Genomic DNA, 17,993 nt, shown 5'->3' on the forward strand with positions numbered 1-17,993 from the left:
CATGTTGCACTTTCAAGCTCACTAGAGTACCGAAATGACGGAGTTGCGTTAGTTAGTTTTTCTTAGCAAGCCAAAGCAAACGCTAATTATTAACACCACACATCCAGCTAAAGCTACAAAGTTTGGTGTTTCTTGAAATAAAAAGTAGCCAAACAGCAGAGAGTATAAAATATTACTGTATTGGACATTGGCAATGACATTGGCATCACCATATTTAAAAGCTGTCACTCCAATCCACTGTGCGAGAGAAGAAATCGCGCCAACGATGAGCAGTAAAACAGCCTGCTCAAAAGTGGGGGTTACCCAATTATTAACCGCAGGAAGCAATGTGATAATGGCAATAAATACGGCTTGGTATACCAGTAAGTTTGTGCTGGATTCGACTTTGACAATCTTTTTAATACAGATTGAAGTGGTTGCTGCACCTAATGCTCCGCACAACCCAAGTACAAAATAGATACTTTTCGAACCATTAAAATTGGGCTGGACGATCAACATCACACCGATAAAACCGATAATGACAGTCGCCCAGCGATTTACAGTGAGCTTCTCAGATAAGAATATAGTTGAAAGCAATGCGACAAATAACACACTTGTGAAGCTAATCGCGATTGCAGTTGCTAACGGCAATTCTCTGAGCGTGATAAAGCTCAGGTAGAGTGCGAAAAATGCACCTATTATTCTTATTATGTGTAGTGAGAGATACTGGGGTTTTCGCAGGGTATCAATATTGCGAAAAATAGTGGGCAGGAGCAACACGATAAAAACGAACTGCCTAAAAAGTAAAATTTCAAATTCACCAATTGATGTGCTTAAAATACGTACAATGGTACCCACATATACAAATAGTCCACAAGATATAAATGCAAGCATCACGCCCTTAAGATAGTTGGGCATTGTTTTCGTAAATAGTTTCAACTGTTCGATATTTTTATTCGCTGCTGGTTTATACGCATTCGACATAATCACCTCCTCTTTAAACGTCACTAGCCTTGGCTATAAACCTTTAGTCAGGTCAAATCTGATGTATAGAAAAATGTGTTTGAAGGCATTTGACCTGACTATAGCTTCATACCCTAGCTTGCAACTGGCGTCATTATTCAAACAATTAAAGAGGAACCAAACGTGAAAAAACATCTGTTTTCAACCGCAATGTGTTTAACAAGTATATTGCTGGCTAATAGCGTATTGGCTAAGGGCCACAGTGAAAAACATATTTCGAATCAAGAATTTGAGTTTGTACAAAGAGATGCGGTCACAGTCGACAGGAGCAGTTCTTTCCAGTTAAACATGCCACCGAGTAAAGCGCTGCCTTTATTTACTGCTCCCGGAGAAATTCTCTGGGCTCCGGATTGGAGGCCTAACATACTCAGTGGAGATGGCTTCGAAAAAGGCACAATTTGGTTAACCAAACATGCAAACAATACGACCTATTGGCATGTTTCGGAATATGATACATCTAATAATGTGGCGCTGTACACGCTGGTTACACCAGGGATCAGTATGGGGACCGTTGGTGTGGTTGTGTCCAAAAGTGGTGACAATGGCTCTTTAGTTTCAGTGACGTATAATTTAACAGGTCTATCTGATGCAGGTAATAAAAAGTTACTCACGTTGTACAGTAAAGAACATTACCCAAAAATGATTGCTCAATGGAAAGACTGGATTGAGGCCAATATCGACAAAATTCATAGCCATTATTAAGCGAGTGGTAGCGACAAGGCATGGGGCTCGTAAAGTCGCTGCCTTGTACCAAAACACTGCTTATTCAATCGGCATGGTATAAGCGAGATGAGAACTTTTACTTGAATTCGAGACTACATGGGGACTTATGTATACGGTAAATCAATTGGGAAAAATGTATAACTTGTCGCGAAGCACTTTGTTGTACTATGACAAAATAGGGCTGTTGAAGCCATCGGCAAGATCGGAGGCGAATTATCGGCTCTACTCGAAAAACGATCTTAAGAGAATGGAAAAAATTGCCACCTATAGAGAAGCGGGCTTGTCCCTAGAGTCTATCGCTGACATTTTGAATTCAGATGATACCAATTCGACCACGATCCTTGAGCAGCGGTTGCACAGCTTAAACAGGGAAATAAGTGAGTTGAGAAAGCAGCAACAGCTCGTTGTTGCGCTGCTGGGTAAAGACTCTTTAGTCAGAACTGCAAAAATTATGAACAAAGAGCAGTGGGTAAATATACTGAGGTCTTCAGGGATGGATGAGGATGATATGCACCGCTGGCACAGGGAGTTTGAACGTGATTTACCAGAGGTTCATCAAGATTTTTTAGAGTCATTGGGCTGCAGTCCTGAAGAAGTAAGTAGTATACGAAAATGGTCACAATAGCGAGGCTACGAGAAGGTAATAAGGCAATAGGGAATCGCGAGAAACCAGGGTGAATAATTTTACGTTATTAAATGATTCACTGGCAATAAAATGCATGAATTAGGCGGTTATACGCCTTGTGTGGACACTGCTTGGTAAGAGAATATTTATTATAATTATTATTTTCTTACCAAGCAGCTCACACTTTAAAACCAAGTGACGGGCAAGTACTTGGTTTTATCATTACTGCCCGAGTAGGCGGGCAGAATTGATGAGGGAAACTACTTCACAAGTGGGTTTTTACCATTTAAACAGTTTGCATTTCTGAATTCGTTTGCCACCATAGTTAGCAACTAGATATGGACCCACTTGTGCTTCACGAATGGTGTCAAAGGTATAGCTGATGATTTCAACGTCCAATGAGCCATCACTGTGTAATTCGTACTCTGCATTCAGTTTGGTTGAACCTATTTCAAATAAACTGACAAACTTATTTTCAAATAGGTATTGATCGATAACGATGCCATTGTTTTCATCAACAGCAAAATGCCCCTTGGCTTCATCTAGCGTAACCAACGTGTAATTGCGTGGGCGTGCATTGGCACCATCACCGTAGGTTACTATCCAGTCTGCGCGATTATCTACCGGGCTACCAACTTCAAGTGACATAGGAAATTCGTACAAAGATCCTTTTCCTGGAGCGACTAATTCACATTGACCCTTAAAAAAGCCTTGCCACTGAGTAGGAGCAGCTTGGGCTGTGAGCGAAAGAGCCGAAAGGCTCATGCATAAAGCAAATACTTTTTTCATTTTTCCTTCCTTTTTGATGCCATTTTTGTGTGTGCTAATTTAAAAAACGTGGATTTTTTCAATAAATAACACAAGTACGGAATTTTTTTTGATTGGGGTAAATTGGCTGTATTGGCTTAAGTCATCAGGAAGAGGGGGTCGCAAATTGAAGCGCTGTGGAGACAAAAGCCATACTCAGATTATTTGAGTATGGCAAAGCCTTAGTTACTTTTGCTGTTTGAGCGTTTGCTCTTTCACAACTTTAAGTGATTGTTCCTCTGTTACACTATAGCTAAGTTCTTCTAGCTCATAGCCAGATTGTTCAGGAGAGTTATCCAAATTCGCGTTGCGTTGGTAATAGTAGATTGAACCTTCGGCTGATTGTACCGCTGGATCAGTAACATTCAACGTAAATGCACCAAAGTTATTATTCTCATTGGTTTCATTTACATTTCGCTCAACGTCAGCCATTAACACTATGCGGTACGAACCCTTAGCTAAATTGAGATTTCGCATTGGTAATAACACTTCATGTTGTGAACCAACATCATTGAGCACTTGAATGGCACCAAAGTAAGCCAGCGCGTTATTATTTGCATCCGCTAAGAAAACGCCTACTTTTGGCAATACTGGCGAGTTCGGGCATCCGTCATTCTTGACCACAAATGTGACTTTTAGATTCCCAGCATAGCCAGTAGAAATGTTTGCAGGAGTCATGGATCCTGAATGGAATAACCAATCTGGTTTACCAACAGTGCCAAATGACGCCGTATTGTGGCTCACTGACACGGAGTTATTAAACCTTGCGACAACCTGAAAGTCGGTCGGTACGCACAAGCTACTCAGGTATGCTTTGGTGGTTGGGTCTATGTTAAAAGGACTGACTTTAAAGGTATTTTGTGTGTTTATGGGCCTGCAGCCATTGCTAGCACAGTTTAAGTTAGGGGCTTCTCTGCCAACGTAATAGCCCGTTGATCCACCGTCTTTCGTTAAGAAAAACTCGACTTGGCCGCCGGGATTAAATATCTGAGAACCAAATAAATAGTAGTTAATATTAAAGTTTGCCGAACCGGGGTTAGGGATCACCGTATTGCTGTCAAAACCGACATTGCCAACTGTGATATTTGCCAAGACAGATGCACTGAAAAGTGATGTGGTAAGTACTGCTAGACGTAATTTATTAGACATAATTTCCCTCCATTGTTGAAATGTCTAAAATTTGCACAGATAAATTGGCGATAAAGACTATGTTAAAAGTATGTTTATTTAAAGTTTTATTTTTGTGCTTTTGACTTGGCGCAAATAATCTAATGTTTTAATGTTAAATATTAAATTCATACAAATTAGGTGTTTTGTAGTTAGTATCTAATTACTAACAAGGTTTAGTTTGATGCTTGCGTGAAAACTGGGTTTATCGAAATATAATTTTTTTAATATTTATGTCATAGTTGGAATTAAAGCTCTAATTAAAACAGGGGCTGGTTTTCAAAGTTTGGCTGTCTCGCTGCCGAGCAAATTCTTCATGTTGTTGTAGGAGAAGTAGCTCTTTGTGGCTTATAGGGCTGTTCGCAGGCAAATACTCTTTATTTATTGAAGGCATTACGAAATCGAAAATAAGTTTGACACGGGGTATATGAAAATCAGAGCTAATTACTTTGACTTTTGAGGCCTTGTGCATTGATAGCAGTGGATAAGTTAAGGTTGCATCTTCAATCGTAAAACGGCTTTGTGCGTCATTTAGAAATTGATTTTGCGCTACTCCTTGGCGTATTAAATACTGGCGATTGTATGTTGCATGTGGGGCTTTGGTTTGATTGAAGTTTTTGCCAAAGCCTCCCGTACATATGACTTTGCTAGTGTGATCAGAGTCCAATACATCGAGCGCGAGTTGACAACGCGCAATTGAAAGTGGGGATAATTGTCCATATTGGTCATTTTTATGCCCTAATACAATAATCACGCTGCTCATCAAATACCTCTTTTGTTGTAAAACGCTATTACGTATGCGCGTTGGATAACCGATTACTTAGGTTTAAAGCGCTAGCTGCTGTGTAAACCAATGGCTCAGTGTGTATGCTAGGTTTTTATCCTGATCTAACAGTGGATAACCATGCCCTTTTCCTTTATAAACTAAAAATCGACTATTGGCGTTTTTGGACTCAGTGAATAAAGTTTGTGCACTGGTATAAGTCGTACCATCTTCTTCCGATGCGATGATCATAGTTGGTTTATCTGATAAATCATCGACATATTTTTGAATATTACTATAGCTTTGTGCCGAAGAGAAAAAGCCGATTGCAGACACAGGGTTGTTCTGTGCCAGTGTAATGGCTTGGGAACCACCGCAACTTGCTCCTATGACGCCTATTTTTCCATTTTCTCCGACTTTATTTCTAAGAAACTCGTAAGCTATTTCTACATCTTGAGGCCAGTGCTGTGTCATGTTTTTCCACGCCGTGGCTCTTTCTTGTTTTTTCATTTTAGCGATTTTGCTGACGTCAAATGCTGAGCTTTTACTATCGCCATAACCTCTAAAGTCGATACTCAATGCGTGGCTACCTTGCTCTGAAAGCCGTTTTCCAATCTGGTTGTACATAGAGCGATTGAAATTACACTGGTGCAACATGAGTACAGCGGTGTTATTTGACTTTTCGGCGCTAAAATAGCTTGCTTTAAGCATAAAGCCATCGTTAGCTGGTATATCGATATGAGAGTTGGCAAGGCTGTTGAATGCCACAAATAAGGCTGCAAGCTGTATTGTTGTTTTCATCACTGTTCCTTTGCTTTTTGTTTAAAATGACATCAATTTTCCCAACTACCAACTATCTTGCGGTGAACAAACAGGATGGTTAGACACATGCCTTGTAAAACCGTATGAAGCATTTGGCCAACTTCATCAATAGGACTGCACTCACCTTGGCATCGGAAAGTTGAATATTGTTGTCTAAATAAAGGGGTCAGGCCTACAAAATTGTTATCTGTTTGCAGAAGAGCGACTATGACCACTCTGCTATCTGGAATCATGTTTCAATAATTAAAAATTGCTTTATTTTATATATCCTTAAAAATCAATGGTATAGTTCTATCAAAAGTCTATTTTATCAATTAATAGATAAGCTTTAAGACCTATTATCCCTGCTTAGCACATATTCAAGTGGCAAATTAATTAGGAGCTATTATGAGATTACACCCTGTATTTATCAGCGCATTTTCTGTGCTGTCTGTTGCCACAATGTTTCCTGTTCAAAGCGGTCAAACTAAGTATATTGAACCGCCAATGGCAAGCATTCCAAAAGGCACATTTGTGATGGGAAGTGAGCAGGGGCGGGAGGATGAAAAACCGACTCGTAAAGTATCTGTACCTGCTTTTCAGATGGCGAAATATGAAGTCACAGTTGCGGAGTATAGAAAATTCATCGAAGCAACCGGATATGAATATACGCAAGGTTGCGCACATCGAATTGGTCGTCGTTGGTTCGGTAGCGGAGAGCGTGATGGTACTTGGGGTGACAATATATACGTGTTAAGTGAATTTCATCCTGTGGTGTGTGTTTCACGCAAGGATGCTGTGAATTATGCTAAATGGTTGTCAAAAGTATCAGGTAAACATTATCGATTGCCCACCGAAGCTGAGTGGGAATACGCCGCGCGTGCTGGCACAACGTCAAAATACTACTTTGGTGATGAGGGCAAAAGCCAAAACGCGTGTCGATATTCCAATGTAGCAGATTTACATGCGTATTCGCTGACCGAGAAATTGTACAATGCATCATATAGTGACGGTTATACCGTAAATGATTGCAATGACAATGAGGTGCTCATTTCAACCGTTGGCTTGTATGAGCCCAACCACTTTGGTGTATATGACATGATTGGCAATGTGGTTGAGCGAGTTGCGGATTGTTATAAAGGCTCTTATCAAGGTGCGCCTACGGATGGCAGTGCGGTAAAGGAAAAAGGATGTGAGGTGTATGTAGGACGAGGTGGAAGTTGGCATTGGGCTGCGCATACCTCGAGTCAGCGCATGTCTATAAATGAAGACTTCATTGCGGCACTTGAGGGGTTTAGGCTGGTAAGAGACACAAATGGTAAAGATATTCCAGCCAGCGAAGGGACACCATGGTTTGTCAAAAAATTGAGTGCAGTTCAGAAAAAAGTAAAAACTAAACATGTCCGTGAAAACCCTAAATACCCCACTAAACCTAAAAATTTAAAGGTCGTGAGTCAAGACAATGGTAATAACAAAGTGACTTGGCAATCAGCAGGTAAAGGCAAAGTTACTGGCTATCAAGTATACAGACAAGACCCTTTGAAAAACGTTAGTACGCTACTGGCAAAAAACCACAAAACAGCCCACTTTATCGATAAAAATCCGTTGCAACACAACGCCAGATACCATGTCATTGCACTCAATGGTGATGCTAAAAGTTTGCCAAGTGCCAGTGCTGACAGTGGTTCAAAAACAGCTCATGTGATCCCATCACGTATTCAAGGCGAGGCATTTAACTTTGCGCCCGGTGTGGATGTGATCAACTCTGGTTTTGAACCTGAGTCTGACAAGATCATTAGCTCTATCGGCAAGAGCAAAGCGAGTTACATCCTTGCTGCAAAAGAAGCTGGAAAATACAAAATGGATATTCGTTTATTCCACTCAGGTGCTGACCAACGTTATTGGATTAAAGTGAATGGCAATGTGATTACAACCCCTGCTTTGTCTGGAGAGCGCGGTTGGAAAACAATACAAGGTGTTGAGGTAAACCTGAGTAAAGGACGTCACACATTAACAGTGCAAGGGGAAGCACCTTTATTCGCAGTTAACTGGTTTGATATTCAAAAAATGTAATCGGCATTGACAACGCGATATGAGCGACACATAACAACTTTGTGTCGCTCATTTAAGGGCCAACCTTAGTGATAAATGAAGTTAGTTGTTATCATTAGCGCTGTTGTTATCTTCATTTTGCTAATTTAAATCATAGCCTTACAGTTCTTTTGTTTGTATAAGTGTCACCCCAAACGGTCAGGTTCAAATTTAGAGTTGAATCAAATTTGACAGTGAATAGCCGCTTTGTGCTAGAAGCGTACCTTGAGGTATAACTCGTTTGTGCCCCAAAACGTATTTAGTCGAATGCCTCAAAGAATAGCGGCCATTAGGTCGTTTTTACCCTTTCCATAATGTCTACAATGATTAAAAATATATCTTTAGCAACAAGTTAGTTATTGTGATAGAACTGGTACAATGATAAAAGTGCCCCTTGGCTCGGTAGAAAAACGACCCAATGGGTCGATATTAAAGTGTTATGTGCTAGTCGAGTATTGTTCACTATGAAGAAATTAATTTTACTACCAATTTTGCTTTTCACGTTTACTGCTAAAGCAGAAATGCTGTGGAAGCCTAATTCCATTTCTTACGAACTAAAGCAAGCTCACGAACTTCTAGGTATTGGCCTTATGATTGAGCTCACCCAAAGCCTAAGTCCTGGAGAATACGGCTGGAAGCAATCGAGAATTGATGTTCCAGAAAGCTGGGCTAACGCTCAACTAAAAATGAGGAAAGGTACAATCTATATCACCATTGGTACGGAAGAGTATTATCTCAATGCCTCAAATAAGGGGGAACTTAGCTTTGCCATATTAGATGGTGGCAATAAAAATGATGCTCATTTACTAGAAATATGGGCCAAATATGGAAAAGGCAAATAACAAGTGCCTAAACCAAAGGACGCAAAACAGCAGGCTTGCGCTCCTTCGTCGCTAATTTTAGCCTGCTATTTCGCGCCGGTTAGGCAAGCGTTACGAATGATAGTTGTTGGCATATAGCTGTCATTCGTCTCTAACGCGTTTATGTCCAAACCTCAGTTATTTGCAATCTAGCTATTATCAATAGTGACTTTTAATTAGGAGGTCACTATGAAACAAGAACTAAACCATAATGCTAATGGTGTGAAACGTCCTTTCAAACTTGAAGAGATTTGGCGTATACGTACTCGCATTGAAATTCAAAATAACTTGATGCAACTGGCGTTACTTAACTTGGTGATAGACAGCAAACTAAGGTCATGTGATTTACTGTCTTTAAGGGTTAGAGATGTCGCAACCCAAGATCAAGTTTTCGGGAGGGTTCAATGGACACAAAAGAAAACAGGTATCGAAGTCCAATTTGAGATAACTTCTTGAACACAACAAAGTATTAGCCGTTGGGTTCAAGAAGTTAAATTGCAACCTGGTGATTATTTATTTCGGAGTTTACGTCGCACTCATCAACCAATAAGCTATTCATATTACAGGTCTATAATCAGGAGTTGGGCTGAGCAGTTAGGGCTTGATTCTGATCTATATGGTACTCACTCAATGCGCAGAACCAAAGCGACTTTGGTTTACGCACGAACCAAAAATATTCGGGCTGTTCAGTTACTACTTGGTCACACAAAAATCGATAACACAATTAGATATCTCGGAATTGAGATTGAAGATGCTATTAAGATATCCAGAGAAACAGATTGTTAATTTAAAAAAGGCGGCAATTTAAGCTGCCTTTGCCCCAAAACGTGTTTAGTCGAATGCCTCAAAGAATAACGGCCATTAGAATATTATTTTTAAAGCACTGATCTTATGCCCAGTTGTTTTGTGTTTCTTCTATAGTCAGAAAACGACCAATTGGGTCGTTTTTATCCTTTCCATAATTTCAACAATGATTAAAAATATATCTTTAGCAACAAGTTAGTTGTTGTGATAGAACTGGTACAATGATAAAGATGACCCAGGCTCGGTAGAAAAACGACCCAAAGGGTCGATATTAAATTGTTAGCTTTACTTCACTATGACTCAGGGTAATGTTTTTATGGCACGCTTGGATCAAGCCATTGCTAGTGCAAAAGTAATGGCTTCAAATGGTTGTCCGGCTTCACAAATACTCAGGCATTTATCTATCGATCACGGTATCAGCGATACTCTTAGCTTGGTTCAAATTTTTAAACAAGCTTTTAGCGCGAATATTGGCGAAATATCCTGTATTGGCGGCTGGACAGAAGATGGAAGCGGTGAGCTTAATGATGAGGCTATCAACTCCCTGCTTCAGGTGGTTATTGGTAGTCGAGCTTAAATTCACCACAAAAGCTAACAAGGCCGGGCAGCATTAGCCAAGCAAAAATACGCTTGGCTGGGACGCCCAACACTCCGTTTTGGTCGCCGCTGTTGGCGGCGTTATAAGTTAAAGGAAGTTTCGTGAAATACTCAACAATATTACTTGCTTCAGCATTTTTCATGGTTGGTTGTAAATCAACAACCGAAGAGCCCGTTACAGATAATTCAATAGATTCACAACAGGAAATAACTCTAGAGGAGTTCTGTAAAACAAATCCTTGCCGTCAAAATAAACATGTGAAATTTAATACTGATAATGGAGCTGTTGACCAAGTATTGCCTCTTTATTGGCCTGCGGCTCAAGGAAATAAAATATCAATTCTCCCTGGTGACGAATTATTCATTGAAGCAGAGATACTCGATGGAGAGCGCATCGGCAATTTCAAACAAGTACCTAAAATTGTAAATCCCAAAAAAACTATCAAATTTTCGTTTACTCAAATGGATTCTAGTGTTGGTATGATGCTATCAGTAAAAAATCCTTTCCCTTTTCATATCAAGTATCATTTAAATATGATCGATTTTTCAGGCCAACCGCATCAAACAAGTAGTTGTCCTGTACGTGCGAATATTTCAGTGTCTGAGAGCTGGCCTCATCCGATTCCCGAGTTAATACTAACGGAAATGCATAAACAAGAAGACGGCGAGAGTATGGCTTGCGTATATTAATGTATAACAAAGCAATCAAGTACGGACTAAAAAAGCTTGGCTTAGTTCGTTCCTTACTAATTTTAGCCAAGCCTTTTTAGCCGCTTATTGCGGCGTTATATGCCAAAAGGATTCGGATGTTAACTTTAGAAAAAGATGAAAAAGCCGAGCAGGTGTTCATCCATGCCTCACCAGAAAAGCTTCGTTGGTTAGCATCTCGATTAGAGGCTATTGCAGCGCAAGCCGAAAAGTCAGGAAATGCACATGATCACCTTATGACTGAAGACTGGGGAGGTCATGAATTAACCAATGAGTTAATAGGTAACCCCGAGTCACGAGAGATTATTAATCACCTCGTTATTTACGGCCATAAAATAGATTTAACTGACATATAACAAAACAAATTAAAAGGTTGGACAAAAAACAGTTGGCTTTGTTCGTCCCTCACAAATTATAGTCAACTATTTTTAGCCGTTTATTTGCGGCGTTATATGCCTTAGGAAGTCAATGAGTGATCAGGTAGATATTTGCGCGAAATTCGAAGTAGAATATACGCCTTGTAATAGTGCGGAAAAATTGGGAATTGCCATTGAAACAATCGGTAAGCTTCCTATAAATGGCCTAAGGCACCTTGCAGAAAACGGAACTTGTGGTTGGTATATATGGTGTAGTGAAGAATAGAGCGATGAACCAGACTTCTTCAAACCACTACACGTCAGCCATATTGATAAATACCTTCCTTAAATAGTGCCTTATTTAGCAATTACCTCCTGGGCATCGGTTTCTAATTGCTGATGGTTACGAGGATGTGTGGCAAGACTTGGCTTTAATCGGCATATAACAATTTAATTAAACAAGGGACGCAAAACAGCGGGCTTGCGCTCCTTCGTCACTAATTTTATCCTGCTATTTTTCGCCGTTTATTAAGGCGTTACTTGTTTTTAAGATCGGAGATATCATATAAATGAGATCACTTAGTTTTTTTGTTCTTTTTCTTGCTGGATGTGCATCTACTGAAGAAGGAGTAGATGTCTTTTGGGATAAAAAGTTAGTCAGAACCTATGAGCATCCAACATATGGAATTGTTAAAGGAGATGACCCTAGATTGATTGATGATACAGAGTTCTGTCGAGAAAAGGTATATAAAACAGGGGTTTTGGTTGATGGAGAAGTTGTTTTTGGGCAGAAAAGATTAAATAAGACTCTATCTGATTATAAGTTTAAATACGTGAAAGAAAGTATAAAAGATTACAGAAAAATGCCTGAAAACTCAGAAATCCAAGATATTGCAAATACCTATGTGGAAAGTGAGCCAAGCTATATGTCAGATATACGAAAAAAGCAAAAGAGCTTTGTAAGTTGTATCCGTATAGAAAAAGGTTACAAGCTATTAAAAACTGATTTTATAAACCCAGAAACAGGGATCGTAGAAGAAACAATTAAACATTAACTCGAAAATTTCGTTGGTGGAATAAACATATAACAAGTAACTAAAGCGGGACAAATAAAGCTTGGCTTTTGTCACTGCGTTCCATATTTTAGCCAAGTTAATTATTTGCCCCTTAGTTGGGCGTTATAGCTCATTGGAAGTATTGAATGAACCCAAACCTTAAAGATGTCTCTGGCTATATGTTTGGCTTGGGGTTGGGCGCATTGAAACATGCTATTTGGCACTCACACTATAGCTCATATGAAAATGAATATTGGCCTGAACTGTCTGTTTTGCAAGCGAGTCATGCAGCAGAGATTTTGATCAAGGCTAAGATTGCAGAAGAGCACCCACTGTTAATTTTTGAACAGGTTCCAAGATCTACTCAAATACAAGATGAATATCTCGATTTTTAACACTTAATTGATAAAGAAAAAACAAGTTAATATAACGAATTTCCAGAAAGACTCTGGGCTGCTACTGGACAAAAGATTTCAAATGTTGATGTATTTAAAAATTTTGGTTCGTTAAGAAATAATATACAGTATTTTGCTCCTACAAAAGGGGTTGACTGTAGTTTAGAAACAATGAAGTTCATATTTTAAGTAATAGTTCCATTTATTAATTAATGCTGGGGCCTATTTGCAATTAATTACAATTAAGGTAGTGAGCAATATCAATATTTGTTTTATACATTAGTAATAAATGAGATTGAATTCTTAGTTTCACCCGAATCAGTTGACGGTTTTCAATATATAGAAAGTTGGACTACTAATAAATCTTATAGAAGAGAGATGGAAAAAAGATTTAAAGAGGCTGGTTGTACTGATTTATAACAAGTAACTAAACGCAGATTCGGTATACCGTCACGCGTTTTGCAGAAACACGCAAAATTACGTGCCAGCAAGTCTCATCGGTTAGTTGGGAGTTAGCTTGCTGGGTAAAATCAGTATCAATCTGTGCTTATGATTCCGCTTGGAATTAGAATGAAAGCAATAATTTGATTAATCACTTTAATATTATCTGGTTGCGCTGGTACTTACCCAAAGGTCGATGTAGTTTGGCCTAAACCACCACTTGCGGATCAAGTTCTGATAATAATTGCATCGGATACTGCCTATGTACCAGCTTCCGAATTTTATAGAATAGGACTTAGCCAAGCTAAAACTAGAAAATTACTCTTTGGGGATTGTATATATTTTTATATTGATACAATAAGTACTAAAGTTCATTACCAATTTCTTGGTATGAGTAATGATTTCCCTACATCTCATTTTAAACTGAATAATTTAGAACTATGCCACTCGTATTATTTTTGAAAGGGACCTTGTCGTTTCCTGTGATTCAAATAACAAAGTATTCATAAAGTCTGACGTAGATGAAACACTTTCAATATGCAACAAATTTGGTTTTAATGTACAGAAGCTTGAGGTTATCGATTGAAATTAAATTTTTACCTTTTAATGCCTTATGTCGTCGCAAGCAAACAAGAGACTATGACGTCACTAACTAATTTTAAGCTTTTGGCGCTTCCCATATAACACCATCTCGTAACATCGAATTTAAGATCACAATCATCCTTCTTACACATGCAATAAGCGCTACTGTAACTACCTCGATTTTAGTACAAACCTGAGTGGTTTTGACATCGGAATGACCCAATTGTGCTTGAATGGTGGAAATATTGGCGCCACTTTGCAATAGATGTGTTGCAAGTGAATGACGCAAGGTATGCGGTGTTATTACTTTTGTTAACCCCAATTTTTGAACGTCTTTTTTACTTATTTTCTTATACAGGAGTGATGAAATTGATGCCGCTTTATTTCGAGACTTTGAATATCTGTACTTAATATATGAGAGGGAAATAAATACTGCCACACAAGTAAATTCGAGTCTAAAGGGCAACTTATTAAAGTATATGGTATCCATATGTCAGCCTGTTTCTGATTGCTTAAATCAATTTATAGATATTCATCAACGTACAAAATTTGATTTGTTAGCATAGGTGTTGGTTCGAAGGTTAGCGTTACAATACGGTATTTATTACCTTTTGCACTCCATGATTTAATACGGTTATAATAAACTTAAATATCTTAAACTTTTAATTTTACCACTACCATTGCTCTTAGAATACTTCCGTGCATAAGGATTTAAATAAGGTGAAAGCGCTTATTTAAATGAGTCAAAATCAGCTTAACTTCTTCTGGTGTCATAACTGCAGATAGTTTTCTTGTTTTTCACTGCGGGGTAAATCTAATTTTAGCGATGATTATTTTCATTATGTTATTTATAAAAATAATAATAAATTTAGTGTCGTGGCTTGCGTTCGTGGTGCAACTTTTGTTCTAATGCTAATTGCTCTAGATAGTATTCTACTTTGTTGTCCCCCGTGGGTGTGGGGTGACGCTTATTATGAAAATGGATACAAGATGCGAGCTGTTTTGGGTACAAATCTACGGTGCGTAATGAATACCGACGTACCAACAGATGTACAAGCTTTCATCGTAGAGGGGCCTGCAACTGAAAAAGAGGTTTCTGGTCTAGAAGAAAAGTTAGGTTTTCACCTACCTAAGTCTCTGAAAGAGGTCTTACTTAACTTTTCAAGAAAAGTTGAGTATCGCTGGTTTTTTCCAGAAAGCTTTGAAATCGAAGGTGATCTATCGGAGATTTTCTTGGGCGACAGGCATTGGTCACTAGATTGGATATATGAGTTTAATGACTCTAAGAATGGCTGGATCGAAGAATGTTTTCCAAACAAAGAAGACTCATATGATGCCGTTTGGCACAATAAGCTTGTGTTTCATGAGGTAGGAAACGGTGATTATTTAGCAATTGATATATCATCTCCTGAAGCAGAATCTGTCGTTTATTTAAGTCATGATGATGGCGATGGGCGTGGAGTTGAGTTAGCTAAAAACTTTAAAGATTTCGTTTTTGAAAGTAGCCTTATAGGCGGCGAAGATTGGCAACATATGCCATTTATAGATAATGAAAATATGAATGTAAGTGGTAGTTGCGCCAATGCCATTAAGCTTAGAGATGCCCTTGGAATCAAGGCATAACAACCTACTTCAAACACTTCAGTTGCCTTGTGCTCGGCAGGGCCGGGCGTTACAAACAATAAGGAAATTCGGCGAATGATTCGAGCAATAGCCATTCTAATCTTTTCTATTATGCTTTCATCTTGTGCGGTTAAACCCGCTAAGGTGCTCCCTGTAGATTACAAATATGATGATAACGTAAAAATCGGTTTTGTTTCACTAATATCTGAAAAACCAACTCATAGTCACATAGGTATCACTGTTTTCAATAACTTCACAAAAGATTTAGATGTTAAATGGGAGCTTAATCAACATATCTTCGATGCTCTTTCCAAAGAATTTAATAAACAAAAAAGCTACGAGTTAGTTAATTTGAGCCAAGACCCATCGTCAAAACAGTTTTTTCATAACCAGAATCTTTTTACTAAAAAAGGTGACTTCACTGATGTAAACGGCCCTGAATTAAATTCAATTGTAAATAGTCTAAGTGTGAAAGATCTGGATGCAATAATTGTAGTCAGGTCTTTAAAAGTTTTTTACAACCAAAACTTTGAGAGCATCAGAGAGTCAATGGGTAAGCAGGGGGATCATGGATTTAAGAGTCGAACAGGCGAAGGAATGACGTTTAATTCAGCCATTGGCATCAACATGTATAGCATCGAACCAAAGACTCATTATGTTGGTTGGCAATACCTCGGGTTGATCGGGCAAAAAGTCATACCGCAACCAAGTGACTATGAAAATTTAACTATATCCGAACTGTCTAGCTACGAGAAACAACTCAAGGACAACATTAACAATAAAGTTAAAGAGTTCGTCTCAAAAGCACCATAATTGTGTATAACAAACAAATAAACGAAGAACTTAAACAGCTTGGCTCCGCTCAAACCTCGCTGTTTTAGCCAAACTTTTTAAGCCCGTTGTTTGGGCGTTAAACGTCACGGCGCGTAATTTATAGCCTTGGTATCAGACAAAAATAAATAAAAAAATTGTGCTTACATGATCATGGAGTTTTAGACATGTTTTTACCCATTAACCTAAAGTATTTAACGATTATAGTTTTTTCAGTATTGTGGTTTGGCTGCTCATCAGGCCAGATTGAAACCAACCAAAATGTTTACTCTGTACAAGATACCGCTTATGTAAATGGACACTTTTTTGATCCAAAGAATGGTTTTGAAAACAAGGTTATTGTTGTCAGAGATGGGACTGTTTTCACCAAAACAGAGAATTTACCTGACGACTTTCCTGGGGAAAAAATCGATCTGCAGGGAAAATGGGGGATCCCGGGCCTTATTGACATGCACACCCATTCGTTTGGAAACTTTATACCTTATTCTAAGAACGATGCACCGGGCACACAGGCTGTTTCAGAAAGAGTATTGAAAGCTGGAGTCACCGGCTTTGTTGACTTATTCGGTGATGAACAAAGTCTTATTGATGTTAGAACTAAGCAACGAAATGGAGAATTTCTGGGGGCAGATATATATGCTAGCCTGACTTGTTTTACAGCACCCAAAGGCCATTGTTCCGAATATGGTATTGCTACAAGAACGGTGACATCTGTTGCTGACGCAGTAAGAGAGATGACCGAGTTAGCGGCACAGGATCCTGATGTGATAAAAATTGTGTATCAACCTTCTGATGATCAACCTTCGATTTCAAAAGAAGTATTTGCGCAATTAGTTAAAACATCTAAGCAGTTTGGTATCAAATCTATTGTTCACATTAAAACCTGGCAAGATATTAGAGATGCGATAGAAGTCGGTGCTTCAGCTGTCACCCATGTACCACGAGGTGAAATTCCAAAGGACATACCAGCCCTTATGGCGAAAGCAGGAATTGTGATGATACCAACATTAACCATTCATACAGATTTCGTTAATTTTTTATTTGATCCAACGGTATTGGATGCTCCTTTAACCAAGGAACTTGTTCCAGATGCTTTAATATCTGCCTATCGCCACGCTGATCTAATTGCTAAATATAAGGACAAGCAAGCGAAATTTAGAGAGCGAAATGCTGTCACTTTTTCTTCTGTTAACGCATTGATTAATGCCGGTGTTCGGGTTCTAGTAGGCACTGACTCAGGAAATTGGAACACTATTCAAGGTTATTCTGTTCATAGGGAGATGAAGCTTCTGGTTGATGCGGGTATGTCGCCTCACCAAGCGATTGCTTCTGCAACAACTTACTCCGCCAACTTTCTGGGTATTAAAAGTGGTTTCAATGAAGGCGATAAGGCCAATTTTGTTATCTTAAATGCCTCTCCGAGCAAGGATATTATGAATACACAGAGTATTTCTCTTGTGATCAAAAATGGAAACATCGTGGTACAAAATAGTTTTAACGATGACAAGTCGTAGTTTTTACAGGAACCACTGGTAAGTTAATATGCTCGTGTGCATAGAAATGTGCCATTGAACAAAGCAATTATAGCGGACAAATTTTACTGTGCCGCTTTTTGCTTATCCGCTACGAGGGGAAAAACCAGCTCAGAAAAGTTTTCCGTATATTGAGGCGTTAGACATAAGAGGGGAGTAAGACTTTTATTTGCCCACAATGTAATCATAAAAGCGTTAGCCATTTTTCAAAGTTTCTATCTTTTGAAGGT

19 protein-coding genes and 2 pseudogenes are annotated in these 17,993 nt (G+C 38.8%); 14 read left to right on the forward strand and 7 right to left on the reverse strand.

Annotated elements, in window-relative coordinates:
- Window positions 1–48 precede the first annotated feature (48 nt).
- Window positions 49–963 (reverse strand): DMT family transporter, encoded by a 915-nt coding sequence (locus J8M00_RS00300; RefSeq protein WP_211008388.1) that lies wholly within the window; start codon window positions 961–963, stop codon window positions 49–51.
- Window positions 964–1,125: 162 nt separating this feature from the next.
- On the opposite strand from J8M00_RS00300, the gene J8M00_RS00305 reads away from it, so the two are divergent.
- Together J8M00_RS00305 and J8M00_RS00310 are read left to right on the forward strand one after the other, a co-directional pair.
- Entirely contained in the window at window positions 1,126–1,704 is a 579-nt protein-coding gene (locus J8M00_RS00305; protein WP_211008389.1) for a hypothetical protein, read from the forward strand.
- Between the two features lie 127 nt (window positions 1,705–1,831).
- Window positions 1,832–2,350: a MerR family transcriptional regulator gene (locus J8M00_RS00310; protein ID WP_211008390.1), complete on the forward strand. Its 519-nt coding sequence runs from the start codon at window positions 1,832–1,834 to the stop codon at window positions 2,348–2,350.
- A gap of 279 nt (window positions 2,351–2,629) precedes the next feature.
- Here the strand turns inward: J8M00_RS00310 and J8M00_RS00315 are convergent, their stop codons facing one another.
- The 4 genes from J8M00_RS00315 to J8M00_RS00330 all read right to left on the reverse strand — a co-directional run bounded on the left by J8M00_RS00315 (window position 2,630) and on the right by J8M00_RS00330 (window position 5,888).
- A complete protein-coding gene (locus J8M00_RS00315) occupies window positions 2,630–3,139 on the reverse strand; it encodes a hypothetical protein (RefSeq protein ID WP_211008391.1) in 510 nt (169 codons plus the stop codon).
- A 204-nt stretch (window positions 3,140–3,343) separates the two neighbouring features.
- Window positions 3,344–4,306, reverse strand: coding sequence for a hypothetical protein (locus J8M00_RS00320; protein WP_211008392.1), 963 nt, complete (start codon window positions 4,304–4,306; stop codon window positions 3,344–3,346).
- Window positions 4,307–4,580: 274 nt separating this feature from the next.
- Entirely contained in the window at window positions 4,581–5,087 is a 507-nt protein-coding gene (locus tag J8M00_RS00325) for a YdcF family protein (RefSeq protein WP_211008393.1), read from the reverse strand.
- A gap of 63 nt (window positions 5,088–5,150) precedes the next feature.
- Window positions 5,151–5,888 (reverse strand): alpha/beta hydrolase, encoded by a 738-nt coding sequence (locus J8M00_RS00330; RefSeq protein ID WP_211008394.1) that lies wholly within the window; start codon window positions 5,886–5,888, stop codon window positions 5,151–5,153.
- A gap of 408 nt (window positions 5,889–6,296) precedes the next feature.
- Between J8M00_RS00330 and J8M00_RS00335 the strand changes: the two genes are divergently transcribed.
- From J8M00_RS00335 to J8M00_RS00375, 9 genes and pseudogenes are all read left to right on the forward strand, one after another.
- On the forward strand, window positions 6,297–7,961 hold the full coding sequence (locus J8M00_RS00335) for an SUMF1/EgtB/PvdO family nonheme iron enzyme (protein ID WP_211008395.1): 1,665 nt from the start codon (window positions 6,297–6,299) through the stop codon (window positions 7,959–7,961).
- Between the two features lie 482 nt (window positions 7,962–8,443).
- Window positions 8,444–8,821, forward strand: coding sequence for a hypothetical protein (locus J8M00_RS00340; RefSeq protein WP_211008396.1), 378 nt, complete (start codon window positions 8,444–8,446; stop codon window positions 8,819–8,821).
- A 207-nt stretch (window positions 8,822–9,028) separates the two neighbouring features.
- Window positions 9,029–9,625 (forward strand): annotated as a pseudogene (locus tag J8M00_RS00345) (tyrosine-type recombinase/integrase).
- A gap of 334 nt (window positions 9,626–9,959) precedes the next feature.
- Entirely contained in the window at window positions 9,960–10,220 is a 261-nt protein-coding gene (locus J8M00_RS00350; protein WP_211008397.1) for a hypothetical protein, read from the forward strand.
- 122 nt (window positions 10,221–10,342) lie between these two features.
- Window positions 10,343–10,930: a hypothetical protein gene (locus tag J8M00_RS00355; protein ID WP_211008398.1), complete on the forward strand. Its 588-nt coding sequence runs from the start codon at window positions 10,343–10,345 to the stop codon at window positions 10,928–10,930.
- A gap of 116 nt (window positions 10,931–11,046) precedes the next feature.
- Window positions 11,047–11,304: an Imm32 family immunity protein gene (locus tag J8M00_RS00360; RefSeq protein WP_211008399.1), complete on the forward strand. Its 258-nt coding sequence runs from the start codon at window positions 11,047–11,049 to the stop codon at window positions 11,302–11,304.
- Between the two features lie 112 nt (window positions 11,305–11,416).
- Window positions 11,417–11,590, forward strand: a complete 174-nt coding sequence (locus J8M00_RS28125; RefSeq protein ID WP_247687167.1) for an immunity protein Imm33 domain-containing protein — start codon at window positions 11,417–11,419, stop codon at window positions 11,588–11,590.
- A 283-nt stretch (window positions 11,591–11,873) separates the two neighbouring features.
- Entirely contained in the window at window positions 11,874–12,359 is a 486-nt protein-coding gene (locus J8M00_RS00370; protein WP_211008400.1) for a hypothetical protein, read from the forward strand.
- 146 nt (window positions 12,360–12,505) lie between these two features.
- The gene (locus J8M00_RS00375) at window positions 12,506–12,754 is read left to right on the forward strand and encodes a hypothetical protein (protein ID WP_211008401.1); all 249 of its coding nucleotides are present in this window, start codon (window positions 12,506–12,508) and stop codon (window positions 12,752–12,754) included.
- Window positions 12,755–14,027: 1,273 nt separating this feature from the next.
- Here the strand turns inward: J8M00_RS00375 and J8M00_RS28130 are convergent.
- Both J8M00_RS28130 and J8M00_RS28135 read right to left on the reverse strand, forming a co-directional pair.
- Window positions 14,028–14,267 (reverse strand): annotated as a pseudogene (locus J8M00_RS28130) (tyrosine-type recombinase/integrase); the annotation flags it as partial.
- A gap of 378 nt (window positions 14,268–14,645) precedes the next feature.
- Window positions 14,646–14,822, reverse strand: coding sequence for a phage integrase N-terminal SAM-like domain-containing protein (locus J8M00_RS28135; RefSeq protein ID WP_348772535.1), 177 nt, complete (start codon window positions 14,820–14,822; stop codon window positions 14,646–14,648).
- Between J8M00_RS28135 and J8M00_RS00385 the strand changes: the two genes are divergently transcribed.
- The 3 genes from J8M00_RS00385 (at window position 14,804) to J8M00_RS00395 (ending at window position 17,745) form a co-directional block, all read left to right on the forward strand.
- Window positions 14,804–15,400, forward strand: coding sequence for an SMI1/KNR4 family protein (locus J8M00_RS00385; protein ID WP_211008402.1), 597 nt, complete (start codon window positions 14,804–14,806; stop codon window positions 15,398–15,400). The genes J8M00_RS28135 and J8M00_RS00385 overlap by 19 nt on opposite strands.
- A 75-nt stretch (window positions 15,401–15,475) precedes the next feature.
- A complete protein-coding gene (locus J8M00_RS00390) occupies window positions 15,476–16,213 on the forward strand; it encodes a hypothetical protein (protein WP_211008403.1) in 738 nt (245 codons plus the stop codon).
- Between the two features lie 185 nt (window positions 16,214–16,398).
- Window positions 16,399–17,745, forward strand: coding sequence for an amidohydrolase family protein (locus J8M00_RS00395; protein ID WP_211008404.1), 1,347 nt, complete (start codon window positions 16,399–16,401; stop codon window positions 17,743–17,745).
- Window positions 17,746–17,993 lie beyond the last annotated feature (248 nt).

The organism is Pseudoalteromonas luteoviolacea, from assembly GCF_018100925.1.
Taxonomy (GTDB): domain Bacteria; phylum Pseudomonadota; class Gammaproteobacteria; order Enterobacterales; family Alteromonadaceae; genus Pseudoalteromonas; species Pseudoalteromonas obscura.

Excerpts from the sequence above, each read along its gene's own strand:
- J8M00_RS00300 (WP_211008388.1), bottom strand. The coding sequence starts at position 963 with ATGTCGAATGCGTATAAACCAGCAGCGAATAAAAATATCGAACAGTTG.
- J8M00_RS00310 (WP_211008390.1), top strand. The coding sequence starts at position 1,832 with ATGTATACGGTAAATCAATTGGGAAAAATGTATAACTTGTCGCGAAGC.
- J8M00_RS00315 (WP_211008391.1), bottom strand. The coding sequence starts at position 3,139 with ATGAAAAAAGTATTTGCTTTATGCATGAGCCTTTCGGCTCTTTCGCTC.
- J8M00_RS00320 (WP_211008392.1), bottom strand. The coding sequence starts at position 4,306 with ATGTCTAATAAATTACGTCTAGCAGTACTTACCACATCACTTTTCAGT.
- J8M00_RS00325 (WP_211008393.1), bottom strand. The coding sequence starts at position 5,087 with ATGAGCAGCGTGATTATTGTATTAGGGCATAAAAATGACCAATATGGA.
- J8M00_RS00330 (WP_211008394.1), bottom strand. The coding sequence starts at position 5,888 with ATGAAAACAACAATACAGCTTGCAGCCTTATTTGTGGCATTCAACAGC.
- J8M00_RS00335 (WP_211008395.1), top strand. The coding sequence starts at position 6,297 with ATGAGATTACACCCTGTATTTATCAGCGCATTTTCTGTGCTGTCTGTT.
- J8M00_RS00340 (WP_211008396.1), top strand. The coding sequence starts at position 8,444 with ATGAAGAAATTAATTTTACTACCAATTTTGCTTTTCACGTTTACTGCT.
- J8M00_RS00350 (WP_211008397.1), top strand. The coding sequence starts at position 9,960 with ATGGCACGCTTGGATCAAGCCATTGCTAGTGCAAAAGTAATGGCTTCA.
- J8M00_RS00360 (WP_211008399.1), top strand. The coding sequence starts at position 11,047 with ATGTTAACTTTAGAAAAAGATGAAAAAGCCGAGCAGGTGTTCATCCAT.
- J8M00_RS28125 (WP_247687167.1), top strand. The coding sequence starts at position 11,417 with ATGAGTGATCAGGTAGATATTTGCGCGAAATTCGAAGTAGAATATACG.
- J8M00_RS00370 (WP_211008400.1), top strand. The coding sequence starts at position 11,874 with ATGAGATCACTTAGTTTTTTTGTTCTTTTTCTTGCTGGATGTGCATCT.
- J8M00_RS00375 (WP_211008401.1), top strand. The coding sequence starts at position 12,506 with ATGAACCCAAACCTTAAAGATGTCTCTGGCTATATGTTTGGCTTGGGG.
- J8M00_RS00385 (WP_211008402.1), top strand. The coding sequence starts at position 14,804 with ATGAATACCGACGTACCAACAGATGTACAAGCTTTCATCGTAGAGGGG.
- J8M00_RS00390 (WP_211008403.1), top strand. The coding sequence starts at position 15,476 with ATGATTCGAGCAATAGCCATTCTAATCTTTTCTATTATGCTTTCATCT.
- J8M00_RS00395 (WP_211008404.1), top strand. The coding sequence starts at position 16,399 with ATGTTTTTACCCATTAACCTAAAGTATTTAACGATTATAGTTTTTTCA.